We start from the raw sequence: 18,931 nt of genomic DNA on the forward strand, positions 1-18,931 counted from the left end.
AGTACCTGACTACGAATCAGGCGGTTAGAGGTTCGACTCCTCTAGGGTGCATTAAATTGTTTGATTTTTTCTTAAGTTTTGCAATAATTAATTTAATATGAATAGTGAGCACCCTTAGCTCAACTGGATAGAGTACCTGACTACGAATCAGGCGGTTAGAGGTTCGACTCCTCTAGGGTGCATTAAATTGTTTGATTTTTTCTTAAGTTTTGCAATAATTAATTTAATATGAATAGTGAGCACCCTTAGCTCAACTGGATAGAGTACCTGACTACGAATCAGGCGGTTAGAGGTTCGACTCCTCTAGGGTGCATTTGGAAGCGAAGTCGTAGGGCTCCGTTTTTAGATTGTTTAAACAACGGGAAGTAGCTCAGCTTGGTAGAGTACTTGGTTTGGGACCAAGGTGTCGCAGGTTCGAATCCTGTCTTCCCGACTAGATAACATAGAAGATAGATGTACTGATCTATCTTTTTTGTTTTTAAGAAAACTGTTTGTTCATTATCCGAAACTTAGCTAACATATGCTGGTGTTAAGCTCTTTTAGTTATAGTCGTTATAGTCGGATTTAATTAGAGATACAATCTTTTATAACTACTTGTCTTGTCTCTTTATATAATCCTATTAGAATGCAAGGGATTTGATTACTTAACCAGGTTTAGTTTGATTTTAAAGGCTAGTGTTCTGAGAGTTTAGGCTGTATCAAGCTGCTGAAATGTACTTTCCATTTGAGGTGAATAATATTAAAGAAAAAAACCTCTGATAGCAGTGAATAGTTGCTTTCAGAGGTTTTTATATGTGCTGAGTTTGATTTACTACATCAAAGAGTATTCGTCAGATAGCATAATGGTTTCTTTGCCCTTGTTATCAACGATGTAGATTTTTCTGGGAAAGAAAGGGTCAAATTGGTAGTTTAAATCAAATGAAATAATAGTGTTGAAGTTTTTTTGTGAGAATCGTAGAGATACTTTTCCTTGTCGATTGATGATTTCGAACTTGAGGACTGGGCGAAGTTCAAAGACCCCTTTGAGATTGTTATCAATGATATACCAGAATGAGTCGACAATTTCTTCAGGGAGGCTCGTCATGATGCCAAAGCTGGCATATCGGCCGAGAGTATTTGTAAATGCCATGGGAGACCCCTTTCTTACAGTCTGGATTTTCTTATATGATACCCGAAAATGCTTGAGATTGCAAGAATTTGACTTCCGATGAGGTCGAATTAGACAAAAGAAAAAGAGCTTACGCTCTTTGACAACTTTATCGATTCTTTAGTTCAACATAACGTTTGTACCAAATATTGACATAAGCATCTGAAAATGGACCTCTTCCGTTGTTAATCCAATCAACTAGGATTTTGACATTTTCTTTGAGAATGAAATCCAAATCATCAGAATAGTGCATCTGTCTTTTGTGGCGTTCATATTCTTCTACATCCAACAGGCGTTTTTCACCATCAGCAAAGACTTTGACGTCTAAATCATAGTCAATGTATTTTAGAGCTTCATTATCCAGATAGTAAGGACTGGCCAGGTTGCAGTAGTATGATGTTCCATTGTCTCGAATCATGGCAATGATATTAAACCAGTATTTTTTATGAAAATAGACAATGGCTGGTTCACGTGTTACCCAACGTCGGCCATCACTTTCTGTCACCAGTGTGTGGTCATTAACCCCAATAATGGCGTTTTCTGTTGTCTTTAGTACCATGGTATCTCGCCAGGTGCGGTGAAGATTCCCATCATGCTTATAACTTTGAATTGTAATAAAGTCGCCTTCTTTTGGAAGTTTCATAACTTACCAACTTTCTACAATTTATAAGTTTATCTTCTTTATTGTAACATATTTTCATAGAAATGCATAAGTTTTCATAGAAAATCTTAAAGATATTCTCTCAGAGCGCTAGCGATTTCGGAGAAATCATAGCCTTTGCGGGCTAGAGCTTGGGTTAGACGCTGTTTTAAGTCATAGCCGTCGTATTTTTTTGAGTACTTGCGGTATTGCTTGTCTAGCTCTTTATAGAGCAGTTCTTGCTGGTTTTCTTGGTCTTCTTCGATTTCCAAATGCTGATAGGCGGTTTTGGCTTGGCTGTATGAAAAACCTTTGTTTATCAAGGATTGAAGAATTTTATCTTGTAAGGCCTTGCTGGGTAGTTTTCCCTGGTATTTTTTGAGCAGCTTTTCGGCAACCTTGTCTGTTAGTTCAGTAAAATCAAACTGATTCAATTCTTCTTCTATGATAGTGCTAGAAATCCCTTTTTGACTGAGTTTTTGCTTGAGAACAAAAGCGCCTTTGTCACCAGTGAGAAGGTTGGATTGGATAAAAGAATGAGCATACTTTCTATCATTTATCCAATGTTCCTTTTTAAGATTGTCCAAGACCTGACTGATGATTTCTGGTTGGATGTCGTGCTGTGTTAAGTAGTCTTTAACTTCCTTAGCAGTTCTTTGCTTGAAGGAGAGATGATAGAGGGCTAGATTTTTGCCGTAAGAAAATTGGGCATAGCCTTGAATTTCTGATAGCTCCTGCTCTGTGATTTCCATTCCTTTGGACAGCATGAAGCGAACGATGGTATCTTCTGTAATATAGAGCTTTTCACTGTCGTCCAACTCCAAGAGGTAGAGTCTTTTTTTCTTTTCGATTTTTGTGATTTTCATAAGGGATTTTGGTAAAGTCCTTTCTTTTAACCAAATGCTTCAAAGGCAGCTATCAAGCGCAGTTTGTCTGTATCAACATCCTTCCTGCCATAGTAGTCAAGAAAGAGCTCTGCGTATTGGGGGTTAGATAAATTATAAGTAAGAGACCAGATGGCCCAGTAAAGGTCAAGGTGGCGATCACTAAGGCCGGCGAGGCCGACGTCAATAAAGCAGGAGAAGGTTGCTGCGTCTTTCAGAATGAAATTAGGCAAGCAGGCATCTCCATGAATCAAGGCGTCCGCCGTCAGTAGGTGTCCCTGCTCTTGGATAAGCTGGTATGCTTCCTCTCGACTTTGGATATGAAATTGAGGCAATAAAGCTTTTTGATAAAAACAGCCTTTCCGATAATTTTCCTCTGCTTGTTCTTTATAGTGTTGGAGGCGATGCTGGATTGGGAAATGCTGGGGTTGGATGCTATGAAGTTTTCTGAGCGCGGCAGCCATCGTTTGGCAAAGTTCTTCTGGCTGTTGGAGAAAGGCTAGGGCGTCCTTGCCCTCGGCTTCTTTAGTCAGCAGGTAGTCCTTATCTGCTGCCAGGTAGTGAATGACAGGCACACCGAGTCCTTGCTTCTCAAACCATTTGGCAAGTGTCGCTTCTTGGGCTAACTGGCCTTTTTGGTCGATTTTCAAATAATAGCCCGTATCAGCATAGAAAACACTGGCTCCAGAATGTGAGGAGCTGTCGTAAAAATTGGCTCCTTCTAGATAAGTTCGTATTTGCTCAGGGAAATGGGCCAGTCGAAGGGATATTTTTTCTGCTTTCATACTTTTATTGTAACATATTCTTATCTAATACGAGGCAGCGTGGTATAATAGAATCATGAATGTGAAAGTGAAGCAAAGAATCCCTTTGAAAATTAAGAAAATGGGGATTAATGGGGAAGGGATTGGATTTTATAAGAAAACGCTGGTCTTTGTGCCAGGGGTTTTGAAAGGTGAGGAAGTTTACTGTCAGGTGACTAAGGTTCAGCGTAATTTCATCGAGGCTAAGCTCTTGACTATCAACAAGCGGTCAAAATTTCGGGTGGAAGCGCCTTGTGAGATTTATGATAGCTGTGGGGGCTGTCAAATCATGCACCTCCACTATGATAAGCAGTTGGAGTTTAAGGAAGATTTGCTGCGTCAGGCTTTGAAAAAGTTTGCGCCAGCTGGCTACGAGAACTATGAAATTCGTCCGACCATTGGTATGCAGGAGCCGCTCTATTATCGGGCCAAGTTGCAGTTTCAGACTCGGAAATATAAGGATGAGGTCAAGGCGGGGCTTTATGCCCAGAATTCCCACTATCTGATCTCGCTGAAAAACTGTCTGGTTCAGGACAAGGTGACGCAACAGATCATAAATAAGGTGGCTCGGCTTTTAGGCAAGTACAGGCTGCCTATCTATGATGAACGCAAGAACGCTGGGGTACGCACGGTCATGATTCGCAGGGCCAGAAAGACGGGGCAGGTGCAGATGATTTTTGTGACGGGGCGCAAGCTAGAATTTTCTCCAGTCGTCCGAGACCTAGTGGCTGAATTTCCTGAGTTGGAAACCGTGGCAGTCAATTATCATACGAGCAAGTCCAGTGAGATTTATGGGGATAAGACAGAGATTATCTGGGGCGAGGAGGCTATCCAAGAAGGAGTGCTGGACTATGAGTTCTCCCTATCGCCTCGAGCTTTCTATCAGCTCAATCCTGAGCAGACAGAGGTGCTCTACGGGGAGGCGGTTAAGGCGCTGGATGTGACGAAAGAAGATCATTTGATTGACGCCTATTGCGGAGTGGGGACTATCGGTTTTGCCTTTGCTAAAAGGGTCAAGTCTCTGAGAGGTATGGACATCATCCCTGAGGCCATTGAAGACGCTAAGCGTAATGCGAAAAGGATGGGCTTTGACAATACACTCTACGAGGCTGGGACGGCAGAGGAGATTATTCCTCGCTGGTACGCTGAGGGCTATCGGGCGGATGCCTTGATTGTCGATCCGCCTCGAACAGGTCTGGACGATAAGCTGCTAGAGACGATTGTCCGCTATGCACCTGAAAAGATGGTCTACGTTTCCTGTAATGTCTCAACTCTGGCTCGGGATCTGGTCAAGCTTTGTCAGGTCTACGATGTCCACTACATCCAGTCGGTTGATATGTTTCCGCATACTGCTCGGACCGAGGCAGTGGTGAAATTATCCAAGAGCGATAGCACTCGTTTGAGTTAATTAGAAACAGCTCGCTAGAGTTGACAAAATCATTCTAAAAAGGACTTAGTTTTCTTGTAATACAGGGCTAAGTCTTTTCTTTTGTCAAAATTACAATGGTTTTATAGGGATTCAGTCTTAGCCTAATCAATTAGTCAAAAAAAGAGAACACTCGTCAAGTGTTCTCCAATGGCAATCAGTTATATTAGAATAAACCGAAGACTAGGACTGCAAGGACGGCACCAATAATTGGTCCGACAACAGGAATCCAAGCATAGCTCCAATCGCCATTTCCTTTGTTTGGAATCGGAAGGAGACTGTGCATAATGCGAGGTCCTAAGTCACGAGCTGGATTGAGTGCATAGCCAGTTGTTCCACCAAGTGATAGTCCAATCCCGATAATCAATGTTCCGACTGCAAAAGTGCCAATGCCTGCTTGCAGCTTATAAAGTCCTAGAGCGAAGATAGTCAGCACAAGGACAAAGGTTCCAAGGATTTCGCTAATCAGGTTAGAGAAGGTATCTTTGATAGCTGGGCCTGTGCTGAATGTACCTAAAACGTTAGCCGGATTTTCTTCAGCTAGATAGTGAGGTTTGAACTGTAGGAAGACTAGGAACTGTCCAACCATAGCACCTGCAAACTGAGCAAGGATGTAAGGAAGAACAGATGCCCAAGGCAAATCACCTTTCAGAGCTACTCCGATAGTTAGGGCAGGATTCAGATGGGCTGGGCCAAGGTTGCCAGATACAAAAGCAGCGATGGCAACGGCAATCCCCCATCCCATGGTAATCACAATCCAGCCTGAATTGTGACTCTTAGTTTTGGGAAGAACCACACCTGCAACTACACCATTACCCAGAAGGAGCAAGAGCAGTGTTCCTAAAAATTCGCCAAATATTTCTTTCATCATTTATGTTACTCCATTTAAAAGAAGGGGTGGCAGACAGTTCTTGGTCAGCCGCCTCTTCTCGTATTTTCTATTTTTTTAATTCTTCTAAATCGTTATTTGCAAGGGCAGCTTGAACATCATTGCGATAAGCTGCTTTTTCTTCTTCTGTCCAGTCGTAGAATCGTCCCATTTCATCCAGAACAGGCTCTAAAATCGCATCTAAGCTATCCCGCATAAAGAGCATGTGGTTTGTCCGGCGAAGCAAGAAGTCAACTGGGCTGAGAACCAGCTCATTGCGCATTGCATAGTGCAGTGACAAGGTATCTGCCAGGCTGAGACCTGGTGCTTGTTCGATACTGTGAGCGAGGACAAAGACTTTAGGAGCATTGGAGCCGTAAAGATTTGCAAGATAGAAGGCTTCTTTGCTTTCTAAGCCGCGAGATACACCAAGTTGAGCAAAAGCTTCGATTTCGGAATCCACATTTGCTGGATTGAGCTCTCCGCCTGAAACAGGGTAGGTCTTAGAGTTGATGAGCTTGAAGCTGCGGTCGAATTCTGCTTTAAGGATTTCAATGACACGCTCCATAGCACCTTCCGCCATCTTACGATAGTCTGTGATTTTACCGCCAGCAAGGGTCAAGAGGCCATTGTTATCACGTTCCAGGCTGGAACCGCGAGATACGGCAGATGGATCCAAGTGTTTCTCAGAGGTGCTGCTTTCGAGTTGCGTAACAGCCGCCTCGACATCCTCACGGGATTTTTCTTTAGCCAAATAGCTTTCAACAGTCGCAATCAGTGCATTGAAACTTTCGTCGCTAATGGTACCGTTGTTTCCGCCGTTGTAGTCAGAAGCACTGTTTCCTGTAATCAGAGGACGCAGACCTGCCCAGCTGCTTTCGATGTCATCAATTGTGATCTTTGCTTCTGGGAAGCGATTATTGACAATGCCCAAGAGGTAATCCACATCTTCTTGTGTTACTTTTGGATGCTCTAGATCGCCAGTGTAGTCAGTGTCAGTCGTACCAAAGTAGGTTTTATTTTCACGTGGAAGAACAAAGACCATCCGGCCGTCTCCCAAGCCTGTATCAAAGTAAACTGGCTGAGAAACCTTGATCTTGCTAGAATCAACCACCAAGTGAACACCCTTGGTTGGACGCATTTGGGAGTATTGTTCACCATCATTTGATAGATTGCGCACCTTGTCGCTCCAAGGTCCAGTTGTGTTGATGACCAAGCGAGCCTTGATTTCAAAGACTTCATCCGTCAAGAGGTCACGCGCAACAACGCCTGTAATCTTTCCAGATTCATCAAAGAGGAAGCCTTCTGCCTTGACATGGTTGGCAATCAGGGCACCGTCTTGGTTGGCACGTTTGATATTTTCAATTACGAGCCGAGCGTCGTTGTTGCGGAAGTCAAGATAGACACCGCCGCCGACCAGGCCTTCCTTCTTGAGTTCAGGCTCCCGTTCTAGCACTTCTTCCTTGCTCAACACCTTGTTAGCAGCAGGAGTGTTGTTGACACCAGCCAAGAGGTCGTAGAGGTCCATAGCCACTTTGAGGCGGAAGAGGCTGAAAGTAGCGCCATCTTCTTCATAGACTGGAAGGAGCATAGGGTCTGGTTTTGGAATATGGGGGGCAATTTGCTGTACCACAGCACGCTCAGAAACTGTATCTGAAACCACCTCTACGTCGAATTGCTTAAGGTAACGAAGTCCTCCGTGGACCAATTTGGTAGAACGGCTAGAAGTCCCTTCAGCAAAGTCCTGCATTTCAATCAGACCTGTATCTAGGCCACTAGCTGCCGCTTGCAAGGCTACTCCAGCACCGGTAATCCCACCACCAATAATCAGGAGGTCTAAGGTGCGTTCCTGCATTTTTTTTATCGATAATTCACGTGTTTTCTTTGAAAATTCCATAATTACACACTTTCTAACTTAGTCGTTTCATGCTTCTACTGACTTGATTATCAAATGAAAATCAGTTTTAGTCGTCGATTTCTGCAAAGGCTTGAGTTGCCTTAACGGCTTTTTTCCATCCTTTGTAGAGTTGTTCCTTACGGGATTCATTCATAGACGGCTCAAAGAGTTCTCCTGTTTCATTGAGAGTGCGGAGTTCATCTAAGTCTTTCCAGTAGCCTACTGACAGTCCTGCCAAGAAGGCTGCACCGAGAGCAGTTGTTTCTAAGTTTTTAGCACGGGCAATATCGATTCCCAAAATGTCAGCCTGGAACTGCATGAGGAAGTTGTTCATAGCAGCACCGCCGTCGACTTTGAGGACTTGAATAGCAGTCTTGGCATCCACCTGCATAGTGTCAATGATGTCGCGTACTTGGTAAGCGATGGATTGCAGAGTAGCCTTGATAAAGTCTTCCTTGCTGGTTCCGCGGGTCAAGCCAAAGACAGATCCACGTGCATTTTGATCCCAGTAGGGAGCGCCCAGACCTGTAAAGGCAGGTACGACATAGACTTCGTCATTGTTTTGAGAATTGAGGGCATATTTTTCAGATTCTGGTGAATTTTCAACCATCCGAAGACCATCGCGCAGCCATTGAATAGCACTTCCGGCAATAAAGATAGAACCTTCTAAGGCATAATAAACCTTGCCGTTAATTCCATAGCCGATGGTTGTCAAGAGGTTGTTTTCAGACAGCTGCATCTCTTCACCAGTGTTCATGATGATAAAGGAACCAGTTCCATAAGTATTCTTAACCATACCAGGCTCAAAAGCTAACTGTCCAAAGAGAGCTGCCTGCTGGTCACCAGCCATACCAGAGATTGGAACTTCTCCGCCGTAGAAATGGAATGGAGCAGTCTTGCCATAGATTTCTGAGTTAGAACGAACTTCTGGAAGCATAGCCTTTGGAATGTTAAGAATTTCCAAAATCTCATCATCCCATTTAAGATCCTTGATGTTATAGAGCATGGTACGGGCTGCATTTGAGTAGTCGGTCACATGAGCTGCGCCGTCAGTCAATTTCCAAACTAGCCAGGTATCGATGGTACCAAAGAGCAATTCGCCCTTTTCAGCTCTTTCTTGTGCTCCCTCTACATGGTCCAAAATCCAGCGAACCTTGGTAGCAGAAAAGTAAGCGTCAATAATCAAACCAGTCTTTTCATGGAATTTTTCCACATAGCCTTGGCTTTTCAGCTGTTCAGCCAGAGGAGCAGTCTGACGAGATTGCCAAACGATAGCATTATAGATAGGAAGACCAGTATTCTTATCCCAGACGACAGTTGTTTCACGCTGGTTGGTGATTCCGATGGCTTCGATTTGATTGGGTTTGACTCCACTTTCGATGAAGGCACCGGCGATAACAGACTGAACAGAGTTCCAAATTTCATTGGCATTGTGCTCAACCCATCCAGCCTGAGGGAAAATCTGAGTAAATTCTTTTTGACTGGAGCTAACTTTTTCTCCTTTTTTGTTAAAGATGATGGCGCGGGAACTAGTAGTTCCTTGGTCGATGGCCATGATGTATTTTTCTTGTGACATGAACTGTCCTCCTGGTAAAAATCTTGAGGATGTTTCCTCTACAGTAACTAGTATATAAAATAAAACGCTTTCTTTTTTATCAACTTTTTTTAAATTTTAAAAAAATCTGAGGAGATTGTGCGAAAATCACAAAGAAACCTGGATTTCTCCAAGTTTCTTAATGAAATATCATGTGACGGATTTGAGCCAAATCTTCCAAATCCAGGTCATTTTTTAAATAATAGATAGGAACTTGCTGGGTCTGATGGATAGGATTGTTGGTGATGATGAGGTCATAATTTCTGGTAAGGTCGTAGGATTCAATCGTTATAAAGCGATTGTACTCTAAATAGCGTCTTAAAATGGCCGTCATCCTGGAAACAACGATAAAACTATCTGTCAAATCCATGCCTATCTTGATGACTTGACCGTCGTTTTCAGCAATGTACTCCATCAGCTGGAGCCATTCCCACAAAACCTTTTTATCCAGAGATGTTCCCTGTTGAAAAATAGGGAGTTTACTAAAAATAGTGTCTGCCACTTGTCGATAATCGTATTCGCTCCATAAGTAAGGATGGCGCAATTCCAGATTGTGCTTGTATTTGTCTTGCAAGAGATAGCCTTTAAAAAGAAAGGCTCGAGCACAGAGTTGACTGAGTTCGTAGGTCACCTGGTCCTCGATATAGTCACCTAGCAAGTCCTGAGCTTTCATCTCTTGAATCAGTTGCGTAATCAGACCGGCAATTTCACCGCCAAAGCCCAGAATATACTCCATGGTGTGCAGAGGCAGAATCCGATGGGACAGGAGAAATGAAAAGAAAATCATCATTTCCCCGTCTTCCTGGCTCAGGGTGATGTGCTGTCCGGCAAAGAAATCATTTGTCCGGCGATGCAAGCGTTGGTAGAAGATATTTTCAAAATAGCCCTGCATTTTCTGCTCAATGTTTTGGAATTGACAGGCATTGACTCTTAGGCGCTGTTGGGTGATATGTGCCCAAAGGGCCAAGTCCAATCGCTGCCCTTGAGAGAGCTGGGCTCCGCAGAGTTCTTCTAAGACGGCAACTTCCTGCCTTCTTTCTGATTTTTGAAGTTCCTTTTCCCAATCTTGACTGGACCAAACCTTGCGAAAGAGGCAGAAATAAAAATAGCGGATCTGGTGCTCAGGCCCTTTCAAGCGGCCATTTTGGATAGATAGCTCAAACTCTGATAAAATCTGATTTAGACCGGATATATGACGGCCGAGTGTTGCTTCACTGATCATGAGCTCTTGAGCTAATTGATGGGCTAAAAACTGCTGATGATAGAGCAGGTAGTTTAAAATCTGGTATTTGACAGCATTGCCCAAAAAGAGTCTGCGAATATCTCGACCCTTAGTATCAGATCCGATAGCCAGACTGAGCGTTTCGTCTTGAAGCTGGATGGATAAGGCTGCATGATGATCTACAGCCTTGTCGTTAATCAGGCTAATGTACTTGGTCAAGGTTGCTTTCGAGAAGCCTGTTTCTGACATGACGCCCTTCAAACTGGATGTAGAATGCTGCTGTAAATAAGACAGGACAATAAACTGCCCCGCTTCACTCTTTTCCATTAAGTCTGCAAGATACATACGAAAACCCTCTCAATTCACTAATCTTAGCTTATCACAAAAGGGAAAAAAGTCGAAGCAATGTGCTTTATATTTTCTTATCGTTGTCTAAGGAAATAATAAACTGAAACAATCCATCATCATGTTCATCTTAATTCGTCATTCCATTTCTTTTGAACAAGCATAAGAGGAGTAATCTCTCTCACTTTTTTGCTTTGAGTCTGATAGCTTTTTTATGGTATAATTGTAGAAAAATGACGATGAGGGAGCAGTTATGGATAATGTGATTGATTTGTCTATCCCAGTGGCAGAAGTGATTGAGAAGCATCCCGAGGTTTTGGATGTTTTGGTCGAGTTGGGCTTTACGCCTCTGGCCAATCCCGTCATGCGAAATACTGTCGGGCGCGTGGTTTCTATCAAAAAAGGAGCTGGTATGAACGGCATTGACCTGAATAAAATCAAGCAAACTCTGGAATTAAACGGCTATGAAGTGGTGGGGATTTAGGCATGGCTACTGAACGCATTGAAGTCCTCAAGTCTATTTTGCTGGACCTACATAATGGAGCTTCGGCAGAATCTGTTCAGGAGCTTTTCAACAAGCATTTTGCTGGTGTGTCCGCTATCGAAATCAGCCTGATGGAGCATGAGCTGATGAACTCGGATACGGGAGTGACCTTTGAAGATGTCATGTCTCTCTGCAATGTCCATGCCAATCTCTTTAAAGGTGCCATTCAGGATGTGGAGGTGGCTGATACCGACCATCCAGGCCATCCTGTTCAGATTTTTAAGCAGGAAAATCTAGCGCTGCGAGCTGCACTTATGCGGGTTCGAAGACTCCTATCTACCTATGAAAGCACAGAAGATGAGGAGCTTCTTCCTGAAATCCGCAAGGGACTCCAGCGCCAGCTGGGTTTGGTGGAGCAGTTTGATATCCACTATCAGCGCAAGGAAGAGCTTATGTTTCCTATCATGGAGAGCTACGGCCACGATTCGCCGCCCAAGGTCATGTGGGGGGTAGATGACCAGATTCGAGACCTTTTCCAAGAGGCTAAGATTGCTGCAGAGCAACTACCGGATAGCACGATTCAAGAAGTCAAGGACAAGTTTGAAACTTTTGCTGCTGAGTTTGAAGCTATGATTTTCAAGGAAGAGTCCATCCTTCTCATGATACTCCTCGAGTCCTTTACTCAGGACGACTGGCTCAAGATTGCTGAGGAGAGCGATGCTTATGGCTATGCCATCATCAAGCCAACGGAGAAATGGATTCCTGCGCGGCACTCATTCTCGGAGGAGGAAGCTGGGGATGCTGCTGATGAAGGAAGCGAAGCGCCAGCCAGTAGAGAGCAGACGAGTGATGGCAGGTTTCAGCAAGTCATTGATACGCCGGATGGTCAGGTCACCATTTCCTTTCAGCCTAAGGAAAAGAAGGAGCAAAGCTTTAATCGGGAGTCCCAGCAGCCTTTTGGTCAGGGCTATCTGTCGGTGGCGGAGGCCAATCTGATTTTGGACCATCTGCCCATGGAGATTACCTTTGTGAATAAGGACGATATTTTCCAGTATTATAATGACAGCGTGCCGGCGGACGAGATGATTTTCAAGCGGACGCCGTCCCAGATAGGACGCAATGTCGAGCTCTGTCACCCGCCCAAGTTTTTGGACAAGGTGCGGCGGATTTTCAAGGTTCTGCGCGAGGGAGAGCGGGACAAGTTTGAGATGTGGTTCAAGTCGGAATCGCGTGGTAAGTTTGTCCATGTGACCTATGCGGCGGTGCGAGATGAGACTGGTGAATTTCAGGGGGTACTGGAGTATGTGCAGGATATTCAGCCCTTCCGTGATATTGACCGTGATTTTTACCGAGATTTGGACTAAGTATTTGCAGTTAGAAAGTGAGAAAAATGAGTTACGAACAGGAATTTTTACAGGAGTTTGAAGCTTGGGTCAAGACCCAGGTCATGATTAACGAGATGGCCCTCAAGGAGAGTCAGGCGGTCTACGAGGCGGACCAGGACGAGCGAGCCAAGGAAGCGGCGATTCGCTATGAGAGTCGTCTAGATGCCTACCAGTTCCTTTTAGGGAAATTCGCCAACTATCAGGCGGGCAAGGGATTTCATGACCTGCCAGACGGACTTTTGGGGGAGAGAAATTATTGATTTTTCACTGGAAAGGTGATAGAATAGGTTCATCAGAGGTGTTTTGAGTCAAGCATTTTACAGAAAGTGGCGGCGCTGAGAAGTCCACAAATGTGTCAAAACTGGTTGCTGATGAGATGAAAAATTGAAATAAAAGTGTCTTTGTATTTACTTCAAAGACGAGAGTTGCGGGCGTTGCCCGAAATTGGGTGGTACCGCGGATAAACACATTCGTCCCTGTCAGATTGATGACAGGGGCGATTTTTTGGAGAAAGTGGGGTAGGAAAATGGAGCAGGTACGATTACCAAATCGATTAGAAACGGAACGACTAGTCTTACGAGTCCGCACCGTGGCTGATGCAGTGGATATCTTTGACTATGCCAGTCGGCCAGAAGTCTCCTACCCAGCAGGCTTTCCGCCCGTCAAGACCTTGGAAGATGAGATTTATTATCTGGAGCATATCCTTCCTGAGCGTAATAAAAAGGAGAATCTCCCAGCAGGTTACGGGATTGTCGTCAAAGGGACGGATAAGATCATCGGCTCTGTGGATTTCAACCATCGGCACGAAGATGATGTGCTTGAGCTTGGCTATATCTTGCACTCAGACTATTGGGGACGAGGTTATGTGCCAGAAGCGGCGCGTGCCTTGATTGATTTAGCTTTTAAAGAACTGGACCTTCATAAGATTGAGTTGTCCTGCTTTGGCTATAATCTTCAAAGTCAACGAGTCGCAGAGAAACTTGGCTTCACCCTCGAAGCTCGCATCCGAGACCGCAAAGATGCCAAAGGCAATCGCTGTGACGGTCTGATATATGGATTGCTGAGGAGTGAGTGGGAAGATAAGGGGATGATTAATAGACTTAAAGTATTTTTCAAGTCTCTAAGAAATAATATTCTCACCTTATTATTTAGTATTTCATTAGCTGGGGGAATTAGTATTGAACTATCAATAATACTTAGAAAGTTAAAATTAGATGTATTAAAAGATTCTATAAATCATTTGCCATTCAATATGATTGAAATAATTATTTTAATTTTAACTCCTATTTTATTGTTGACAACATTTTTAAAACTTCCAAAAATAAAGAAAAGATTTAAAGTATCCATTGTTAGTTTATCTATAATATTAATAATTTTAGGAATATACACTCTGATTTTTTTAAATTCATACAAAGTTATGGCTATCAGTAACTTATTATCTTTGATTTTATTTTATTTGTGTTTCAATATTATTTTTATAATTATAGAACTGTTATTTTATTTGTACAATCGAATATATAATTGGCTATTAGACAAAAATAGTACCGTTGAGCCTGCTAAATTGACCCTAATATGGACCGTTATTGCATTTATATTAGGAATGTTTATTTCAAAGAAATGAGGTATTAGTGATGGAGAAAATTAAGGATTATATTGAAGACTATATTTCGAATGTATGGTTATTTGTTGTAAGCAGTATATTTGAAATAGCGACTTGTATATATATATATATATTTAAAAATAGTCAAGTAGTAAAAAGTATAACAACTAATGAGAACTTAAATACAGTTACTAAAGCATTCAAGATTGTTCAATTACCAGATTACTATCAGCATTTGATTGTTGGATTAATTTGGATATTCGTACTATTAGGAATAATATTATATACTTTAAAACAAAAGAAATATTTTGGAACATTGATATATATTATTTTTGTTGTTGTCTTCTGGTTGTTTTTTTGGGATCCAATTTTAACATCATTTCTAATTTTGGGTGCCTTAGGAATAGCTGGAATATATTCGTTTGATAATTAAGGAGAACTAAAATGAAACAACTTTCACCTAAATACAATCCAGCCGAGGTTGAGGCTGGTCGTTACCAAAAATGGCTTGAGGCTGATGTTTTCAAGCCCTCAGGCGATCAAAAGGCTAAGCCTTATTCGATCGTTATTCCACCACCAAACGTAACTGGGAAACTTCACCTTGGTCACGCTTGGGATACGACCTTGCAGGATATTGTCATCCGTCAGAAGCGCATGCAAGGCTTTGATACGCTTTGGCTGCCAGGGATGGACCACGCGGGGATTGCCACGCAGGCTAAGGTCGAGGAGCGCTTGCGGGAGCAAGGCATTTCCCGCTATGACCTCGGTCGTGAAAAATTCCTCGATAAAGTCTGGGAATGGAAAGACGAATATGCGACGACCATCAAGGAACAATGGGGCAAGATGGGGCTCTCTGTGGACTATTCTCGTGAGCGTTTTACTCTGGATGAGGGACTGTCAAAAGCTGTTCGCAAGGTTTTTGTCGAGCTTTACAAGAAAGGCTGGATCTACCGTGGTGAGTTTATCATCAACTGGGATCCAGCAGCTCGCACAGCCCTGTCTGATATCGAGGTCATCCATAAGGACGTGGAAGGTGCTTTCTACCACATGAACTATATGCTGGAGGATGGCTCACGCGCCCTTGAAGTAGCGACCACTCGTCCTGAGACGATGTTTGGAGATGTGGCCGTTGCGGTCAATCCAGAAGACCCACGCTACAAGGACTTGATTGGTCAAAACGTTATTCTGCCAATCGCTAATAAACTAATCCCAATCGTGGCGGACGAACACGCAGATCCTGAGTTTGGGACTGGTGTCGTGAAAATCACGCCGGCTCACGATCCAAACGACTTCTTGGTTGGGCAACGCCATAACTTGCCACAAGTTAACGTGATGAACGACGATGGAACCATGAATGACTTGGCCTTTGAATTTGCAGGGTTAGACCGTTTTGAAGCTCGCAAAGCTGTTGTCAAGAAACTGGAAGAAATCGGCGCCCTTGTTAAAATCGAAAAACGTGTCCACAGTGTTGGTCACTCAGAGCGGACTGGCGTTATGGTTGAGCCGCGCTTGTCTACTCAGTGGTTTGTCAAGATGGACCAATTGGCTAAGAATGCCATTGCCAACCAAGCAACAGAGGACAAGGTAGAATTCTACCCACCTCGCTTTAATGACACCTTCCTCCTATGGATGGTAAGTGTCCACGACTGGGTTATCTCTCGCCAGCTCTGGTGGGGGCACCAAATCCCAGCTTGGTACAATGCTGAAGGTGAAATCTATGTAGGCGAAGAAGCGCCGGAAGGTGATGGTTGGTCTCAAGATCCAGATGTGTTGGATACTTGGTTCAGTTCAGCCCTTTGGCCCTTCTCAACCATGGGCTGGCCTGATGTCGACTCAGAAGACTTCAAACGCTACTTCCCAACTTCAACCTTGGTTACAGGCTACGACATCATCTTCTTCTGGGTATCTCGGATGATCTTCCAATCCTTGGAATTCACTGGTCGTCAGCCATTCCAAAATGTGCTCATCCATGGTCTTATCCGTGACGAGCAAGGCCGCAAGATGTCGAAATCTCTCGGTAACGGGATTGATCCGATGGATGTCATTGACAAATACGGTGCTGATGCCCTGCGTTGGTTCCTTTCAAACGGTTCTGCTCCTGGCCAAGACGTCCGCTTCAGCTATGAAAAAATGGATGCTTCTTGGAACTTTATTAACAAAATCTGGAACATTTCCCGCTATATCCTCATGAACAATGAAGGTTTGACGCTGGATGCAGCGCGTGAGAATGTCGCTCAGGTGGCGACTGGTCAGGCAGGCAATGTCACCGACCGCTGGATTCTCCACAACCTCAACGAAACCATTGGCAAGGTGACTGAGAACTTCGACAAGTTTGAGTTTGGTGTGGCTGGCCACATCCTATACAACTTCATCTGGGATGAATTTGCCGACTGGTATGTGGAGCTGACCAAGGAAGTGCTTTACAGCGACAATGACGACGAGAAAGTCATCACTCGCTCTGTCCTCCTCTACACGCTGGACCAAATCCTGCGCCTGCTTCACCCAATCATGCCTTTCGTGACCGAGGAAATCTTTGGACAAATCTCAGAAGGCACCATTGTGACAGCGGCTTATCCAGTGGTTCGTCCAGAGTTTGAAAATGCCGAGGCAGCAGCTGGCGTGGAAGCCCTCAAGGATCTGATTCGTTCTGTGCGCAATAGCAGAGCTGAGGTTAATGTGGCGCCAAGCAAGCCGATTACCATCTTGATTAAGACGACAGACAGCGCGCTAGAAACCTTCTTCAAGGATAATGTCAACTACATCAAGCGTTTCACCAATCCTGAGCATTTGGAAATCGCAGCAGACCTTGCCGTGCCAGAGCTGGTCATGTCTAGCATCATCACAGGAGCAGAAATCTACCTGCCGCTAGCAGACCTCCTCAATATCGAGGAAGAGCTAGCTCGTCTCGAAAAAGAACTAGCCAAATGGAAGAAAGAACTGGATATGGTCGGCAAGAAACTCTCTAACGAGCGCTTCGTAGCTAACGCAAAACCAGAAGTCGTCCAAAAAGAACGCGACAAACAAGCCGACTACCAAGCTAAATACGATGCAACAGTAGCGCGGATTGATGAGATGGGGAAATTGGTGAAATAAACATAGAAACACGGTGATGAACCGTGTTTTTGTGGTATACTGGTTATAGTAATTATAATTAGGAGTAAAATTAGTGGAATTAAAGGAAGTTACTATTTATACGATTGATAGAGAAAATAATACTACAACAAAGAATATACCAGATGATGGCATAAAATTTGATGAGTATCTTCAGAAAGTTCTTTTTACAATGGCAAATAATAAAAATGTAAAGAATTATAAATCAAAGGCGGAAACAACTCAAGTCATAAATTGTATAAAAAATATAATAGATAATCAAAGCGAACCAACTGATTGTGAAGAACTTTTCGAATCAATTTCTATGAGATTATTGGACAAAGAAATATCTGCACAGAGTAAAATAGAAAAAATGAAAAAATCTGTTCAAGTTGGGTCACTGATTCAAGCTTTGTTCTATGATAGAGATAATCAAAGATATATGTTTTTACTTGCAAAAATAGCTCATGTTGTTTTTGTAAATCAAGTAGGTTTATCAGATACACAAGGTTTTCCAAAAGATATTAAAGTATATAAATCGGCAATTTTTTATATTGATGAAACTAGTAACGAAGAGATTGGAGTTCAACTTCACCAAGATACAATTACTAAGTATTGGTATGATGAATTTCTTGAGTTAATTGAATTAACTAATGATGAGGAAAATACAAAAAATGCTTTTAATGCTATTGATGGTTTCTTGAATAGAAAAATTAAGAAAAAATATCCAGAAGATCGAGCATTTTTAAGGAATTCTTTTATCCATTATTTCAGAACAAATACTACTATGGATTATGATTCTATGATCAATGATATTTTTAATGATTATTCTTCTATTAATGAATCGTTTCCAAGAGAGGAATTTAAAAATGAATTACTTAAATTACCAGAAAAGAAAAAATTTGAGAGGAATTTTCAGGTAGTTGCTGATATTGTAAAGGCTAGAATCCGTACATATTATGAAGTATACCCGGGCATAAAATTAACGGTGTCAGAAAATAGAGAAGTTATTGAAACTTATATAGAACAAGGAAAAAAGTATTTAAAAATACAAGTTACCGATGAAACGACTTATTTAGAATTTACACATGGAAATGACAATATATGATATTCTATTAGAAAAATTTAAAACTGATGAAGACCGACTTTATTTTGAAGCTAAACAATCATTTTCCCTGGAAGAACTACCTAGAATTTCATTCTTTAAAACTCTTATAAAAGCAGTACCAGAACGAGATAAATTAATAATTAATTTATCTAATGATGCCGAGCGAAAGCTACGAATTGATGATGTAACACTGAATGATACTTATATCGATTTTATATCTGATTCTGATCAAATTGATGTAACTATCTCTATTAATAAGAACGTTTTAAATCATACTCTATCAATCTTTAATTACAATAAGTTTATTGATAATCTAAGCAATCTTGATAATATTGATTTTCTGAATTTTTTGAGTCCGATAATAACTAGCAAAACAGAGTATATTTTTTTTGAAGTTTATGATAACGATATGCTTGGTAAAGCATATCGAACAGAAAC

16 protein-coding genes, 3 tRNA genes and 1 pseudogene are annotated in these 18,931 nt (G+C 42.5%); 12 read left to right on the top strand and 8 right to left on the bottom strand.

All coding sequences use genetic code 11. From position 1 onward, the window contains the following. Nucleotides 1–108 precede the first annotated feature (108 nt). The 3 genes from RP262_RS10590 (at nt 109) to RP262_RS10600 (ending at nt 433) form a co-directional block, all read left to right on the top strand. Nucleotides 109–182, top strand: a tRNA-Arg gene (locus RP262_RS10590). A gap of 57 nt (nt 183–239) precedes the next feature. Then, a tRNA-Arg gene (locus tag RP262_RS10595) sits at nt 240–313 on the top strand. Nucleotides 314–359: 46 nt separating this feature from the next. Next, nucleotides 360–433 (top strand) — tRNA-Pro (locus tag RP262_RS10600). 378 nt (nt 434–811) lie between these two features. On the opposite strand, the gene RP262_RS10605 is transcribed toward RP262_RS10600, so the two are convergent. The 4 genes from RP262_RS10605 to RP262_RS10620 form a co-directional block, all read right to left on the bottom strand. Further along, complete coding sequence (locus tag RP262_RS10605; RefSeq protein WP_268683320.1) at nt 812–1,129, bottom strand: DUF960 domain-containing protein; 318 nt, start codon at nt 1,127–1,129, stop codon at nt 812–814. A gap of 127 nt (nt 1,130–1,256) precedes the next feature. Then, entirely contained in the window at nt 1,257–1,790 is a 534-nt protein-coding gene (locus RP262_RS10610) for a DUF402 domain-containing protein (RefSeq protein ID WP_002920515.1), read from the bottom strand. Nucleotides 1,791–1,876: 86 nt separating this feature from the next. Next, complete coding sequence (gene recX, locus RP262_RS10615; protein ID WP_311155124.1) at nt 1,877–2,653, bottom strand: recombination regulator RecX; 777 nt, start codon at nt 2,651–2,653, stop codon at nt 1,877–1,879. Between the two features lie 26 nt (nt 2,654–2,679). Further along, nucleotides 2,680–3,456: an aminoglycoside 3'-phosphotransferase gene (locus RP262_RS10620; protein ID WP_311155125.1), complete on the bottom strand. Its 777-nt coding sequence runs from the start codon at nt 3,454–3,456 to the stop codon at nt 2,680–2,682. Nucleotides 3,457–3,511: 55 nt separating this feature from the next. Between RP262_RS10620 and rlmD the strand changes: the two genes are divergently transcribed. Then, complete coding sequence (rlmD, locus tag RP262_RS10625) at nt 3,512–4,882, top strand: 23S rRNA (uracil(1939)-C(5))-methyltransferase RlmD (protein WP_311155126.1); 1,371 nt, start codon at nt 3,512–3,514, stop codon at nt 4,880–4,882. 184 nt (nt 4,883–5,066) lie between these two features. Here the strand turns inward: rlmD and RP262_RS10630 are convergent, their stop codons facing one another. The 4 genes from RP262_RS10630 to RP262_RS10645 all read right to left on the bottom strand — a co-directional run bounded on the left by RP262_RS10630 (nt 5,067) and on the right by RP262_RS10645 (nt 10,826). Continuing rightward, nucleotides 5,067–5,771 carry an MIP/aquaporin family protein gene (locus RP262_RS10630; protein WP_268684524.1) on the bottom strand — a complete coding sequence of 235 codons (705 nt, stop codon included), beginning with the start codon at nt 5,769–5,771 and terminating at the stop codon, nt 5,067–5,069. Between the two features lie 67 nt (nt 5,772–5,838). Beyond that, nucleotides 5,839–7,665, bottom strand: a complete 1,827-nt coding sequence (glpO, locus tag RP262_RS10635) for a type 1 glycerol-3-phosphate oxidase (RefSeq protein ID WP_311155127.1) — start codon at nt 7,663–7,665, stop codon at nt 5,839–5,841. 67 nt (nt 7,666–7,732) lie between these two features. Next, complete coding sequence (glpK, locus tag RP262_RS10640) at nt 7,733–9,241, bottom strand: glycerol kinase GlpK (RefSeq protein ID WP_311155128.1); 1,509 nt, start codon at nt 9,239–9,241, stop codon at nt 7,733–7,735. Between the two features lie 157 nt (nt 9,242–9,398). Then, nucleotides 9,399–10,826 carry a helix-turn-helix domain-containing protein gene (locus tag RP262_RS10645; protein WP_311155129.1) on the bottom strand — a complete coding sequence of 476 codons (1,428 nt, stop codon included), beginning with the start codon at nt 10,824–10,826 and terminating at the stop codon, nt 9,399–9,401. A gap of 253 nt (nt 10,827–11,079) precedes the next feature. Here RP262_RS10645 and RP262_RS10650 point away from each other — a divergent pair, with 253 nt between their 5' ends. The 8 genes and pseudogenes from RP262_RS10650 to RP262_RS10685 form a co-directional block, all read left to right on the top strand. Then, nucleotides 11,080–11,310, top strand: a complete 231-nt coding sequence (locus tag RP262_RS10650) for a DUF1858 domain-containing protein (RefSeq protein WP_045501785.1) — start codon at nt 11,080–11,082, stop codon at nt 11,308–11,310. Nucleotides 11,311–11,312: 2 nt separating this feature from the next. Then, on the top strand, nt 11,313–12,674 hold the full coding sequence (locus tag RP262_RS10655) for a DUF438 domain-containing protein (RefSeq protein ID WP_311155130.1): 1,362 nt from the start codon (nt 11,313–11,315) through the stop codon (nt 12,672–12,674). A 26-nt stretch (nt 12,675–12,700) separates the two neighbouring features. Next, nucleotides 12,701–12,955 (top strand): DUF1912 family protein, encoded by a 255-nt coding sequence (locus tag RP262_RS10660; RefSeq protein ID WP_002899692.1) that lies wholly within the window; start codon nt 12,701–12,703, stop codon nt 12,953–12,955. Between the two features lie 266 nt (nt 12,956–13,221). Beyond that, nucleotides 13,222–13,773 (top strand): annotated as a pseudogene (locus RP262_RS10665) (GNAT family N-acetyltransferase); the annotation flags it as partial. A gap of 553 nt (nt 13,774–14,326) precedes the next feature. Beyond that, complete coding sequence (locus tag RP262_RS10670) at nt 14,327–14,728, top strand: hypothetical protein (RefSeq protein ID WP_311155131.1); 402 nt, start codon at nt 14,327–14,329, stop codon at nt 14,726–14,728. 11 nt (nt 14,729–14,739) lie between these two features. Continuing rightward, entirely contained in the window at nt 14,740–17,388 is a 2,649-nt protein-coding gene (locus RP262_RS10675) for a valine--tRNA ligase (protein WP_311155132.1), read from the top strand. A 73-nt stretch (nt 17,389–17,461) separates the two neighbouring features. Beyond that, on the top strand, nt 17,462–18,493 hold the full coding sequence (locus tag RP262_RS10680; protein ID WP_311155133.1) for a hypothetical protein: 1,032 nt from the start codon (nt 17,462–17,464) through the stop codon (nt 18,491–18,493). Continuing rightward, nucleotides 18,474–18,931 (top strand): hypothetical protein (locus RP262_RS10685; protein WP_311155134.1); only part of this gene is annotated, 458 nt, incomplete at its 3' end. The genes RP262_RS10680 and RP262_RS10685, both read left to right, overlap by 20 nt.

Source organism: uncultured Streptococcus sp., assembly GCF_963456385.1.
Taxonomy (GTDB): domain Bacteria; phylum Bacillota; class Bacilli; order Lactobacillales; family Streptococcaceae; genus Streptococcus.

What these genes read in the sequence shown, in the direction of transcription:
- RP262_RS10605 (WP_268683320.1), bottom strand. Translation starts at nt 1,129, where the DNA reads ATGGCATTTACAAATACTCTCGGCCGATATGCCAGCTTTGGCATCATG.
- RP262_RS10610 (WP_002920515.1), bottom strand. Translation starts at nt 1,790, where the DNA reads ATGAAACTTCCAAAAGAAGGCGACTTTATTACAATTCAAAGTTATAAG.
- recX (WP_311155124.1), bottom strand. Translation starts at nt 2,653, where the DNA reads ATGAAAATCACAAAAATCGAAAAGAAAAAAAGACTCTACCTCTTGGAG.
- RP262_RS10620 (WP_311155125.1), bottom strand. Translation starts at nt 3,456, where the DNA reads ATGAAAGCAGAAAAAATATCCCTTCGACTGGCCCATTTCCCTGAGCAA.
- rlmD (WP_311155126.1), top strand. Translation starts at nt 3,512, where the DNA reads ATGAATGTGAAAGTGAAGCAAAGAATCCCTTTGAAAATTAAGAAAATG.
- RP262_RS10630 (WP_268684524.1), bottom strand. Translation starts at nt 5,771, where the DNA reads ATGATGAAAGAAATATTTGGCGAATTTTTAGGAACACTGCTCTTGCTC.
- glpO (WP_311155127.1), bottom strand. Translation starts at nt 7,665, where the DNA reads ATGGAATTTTCAAAGAAAACACGTGAATTATCGATAAAAAAAATGCAG.
- glpK (WP_311155128.1), bottom strand. Translation starts at nt 9,241, where the DNA reads ATGTCACAAGAAAAATACATCATGGCCATCGACCAAGGAACTACTAGT.
- RP262_RS10645 (WP_311155129.1), bottom strand. Translation starts at nt 10,826, where the DNA reads ATGTATCTTGCAGACTTAATGGAAAAGAGTGAAGCGGGGCAGTTTATT.
- RP262_RS10650 (WP_045501785.1), top strand. Translation starts at nt 11,080, where the DNA reads ATGGATAATGTGATTGATTTGTCTATCCCAGTGGCAGAAGTGATTGAG.
- RP262_RS10655 (WP_311155130.1), top strand. Translation starts at nt 11,313, where the DNA reads ATGGCTACTGAACGCATTGAAGTCCTCAAGTCTATTTTGCTGGACCTA.
- RP262_RS10660 (WP_002899692.1), top strand. Translation starts at nt 12,701, where the DNA reads ATGAGTTACGAACAGGAATTTTTACAGGAGTTTGAAGCTTGGGTCAAG.
- RP262_RS10670 (WP_311155131.1), top strand. Translation starts at nt 14,327, where the DNA reads ATGGAGAAAATTAAGGATTATATTGAAGACTATATTTCGAATGTATGG.
- RP262_RS10675 (WP_311155132.1), top strand. Translation starts at nt 14,740, where the DNA reads ATGAAACAACTTTCACCTAAATACAATCCAGCCGAGGTTGAGGCTGGT.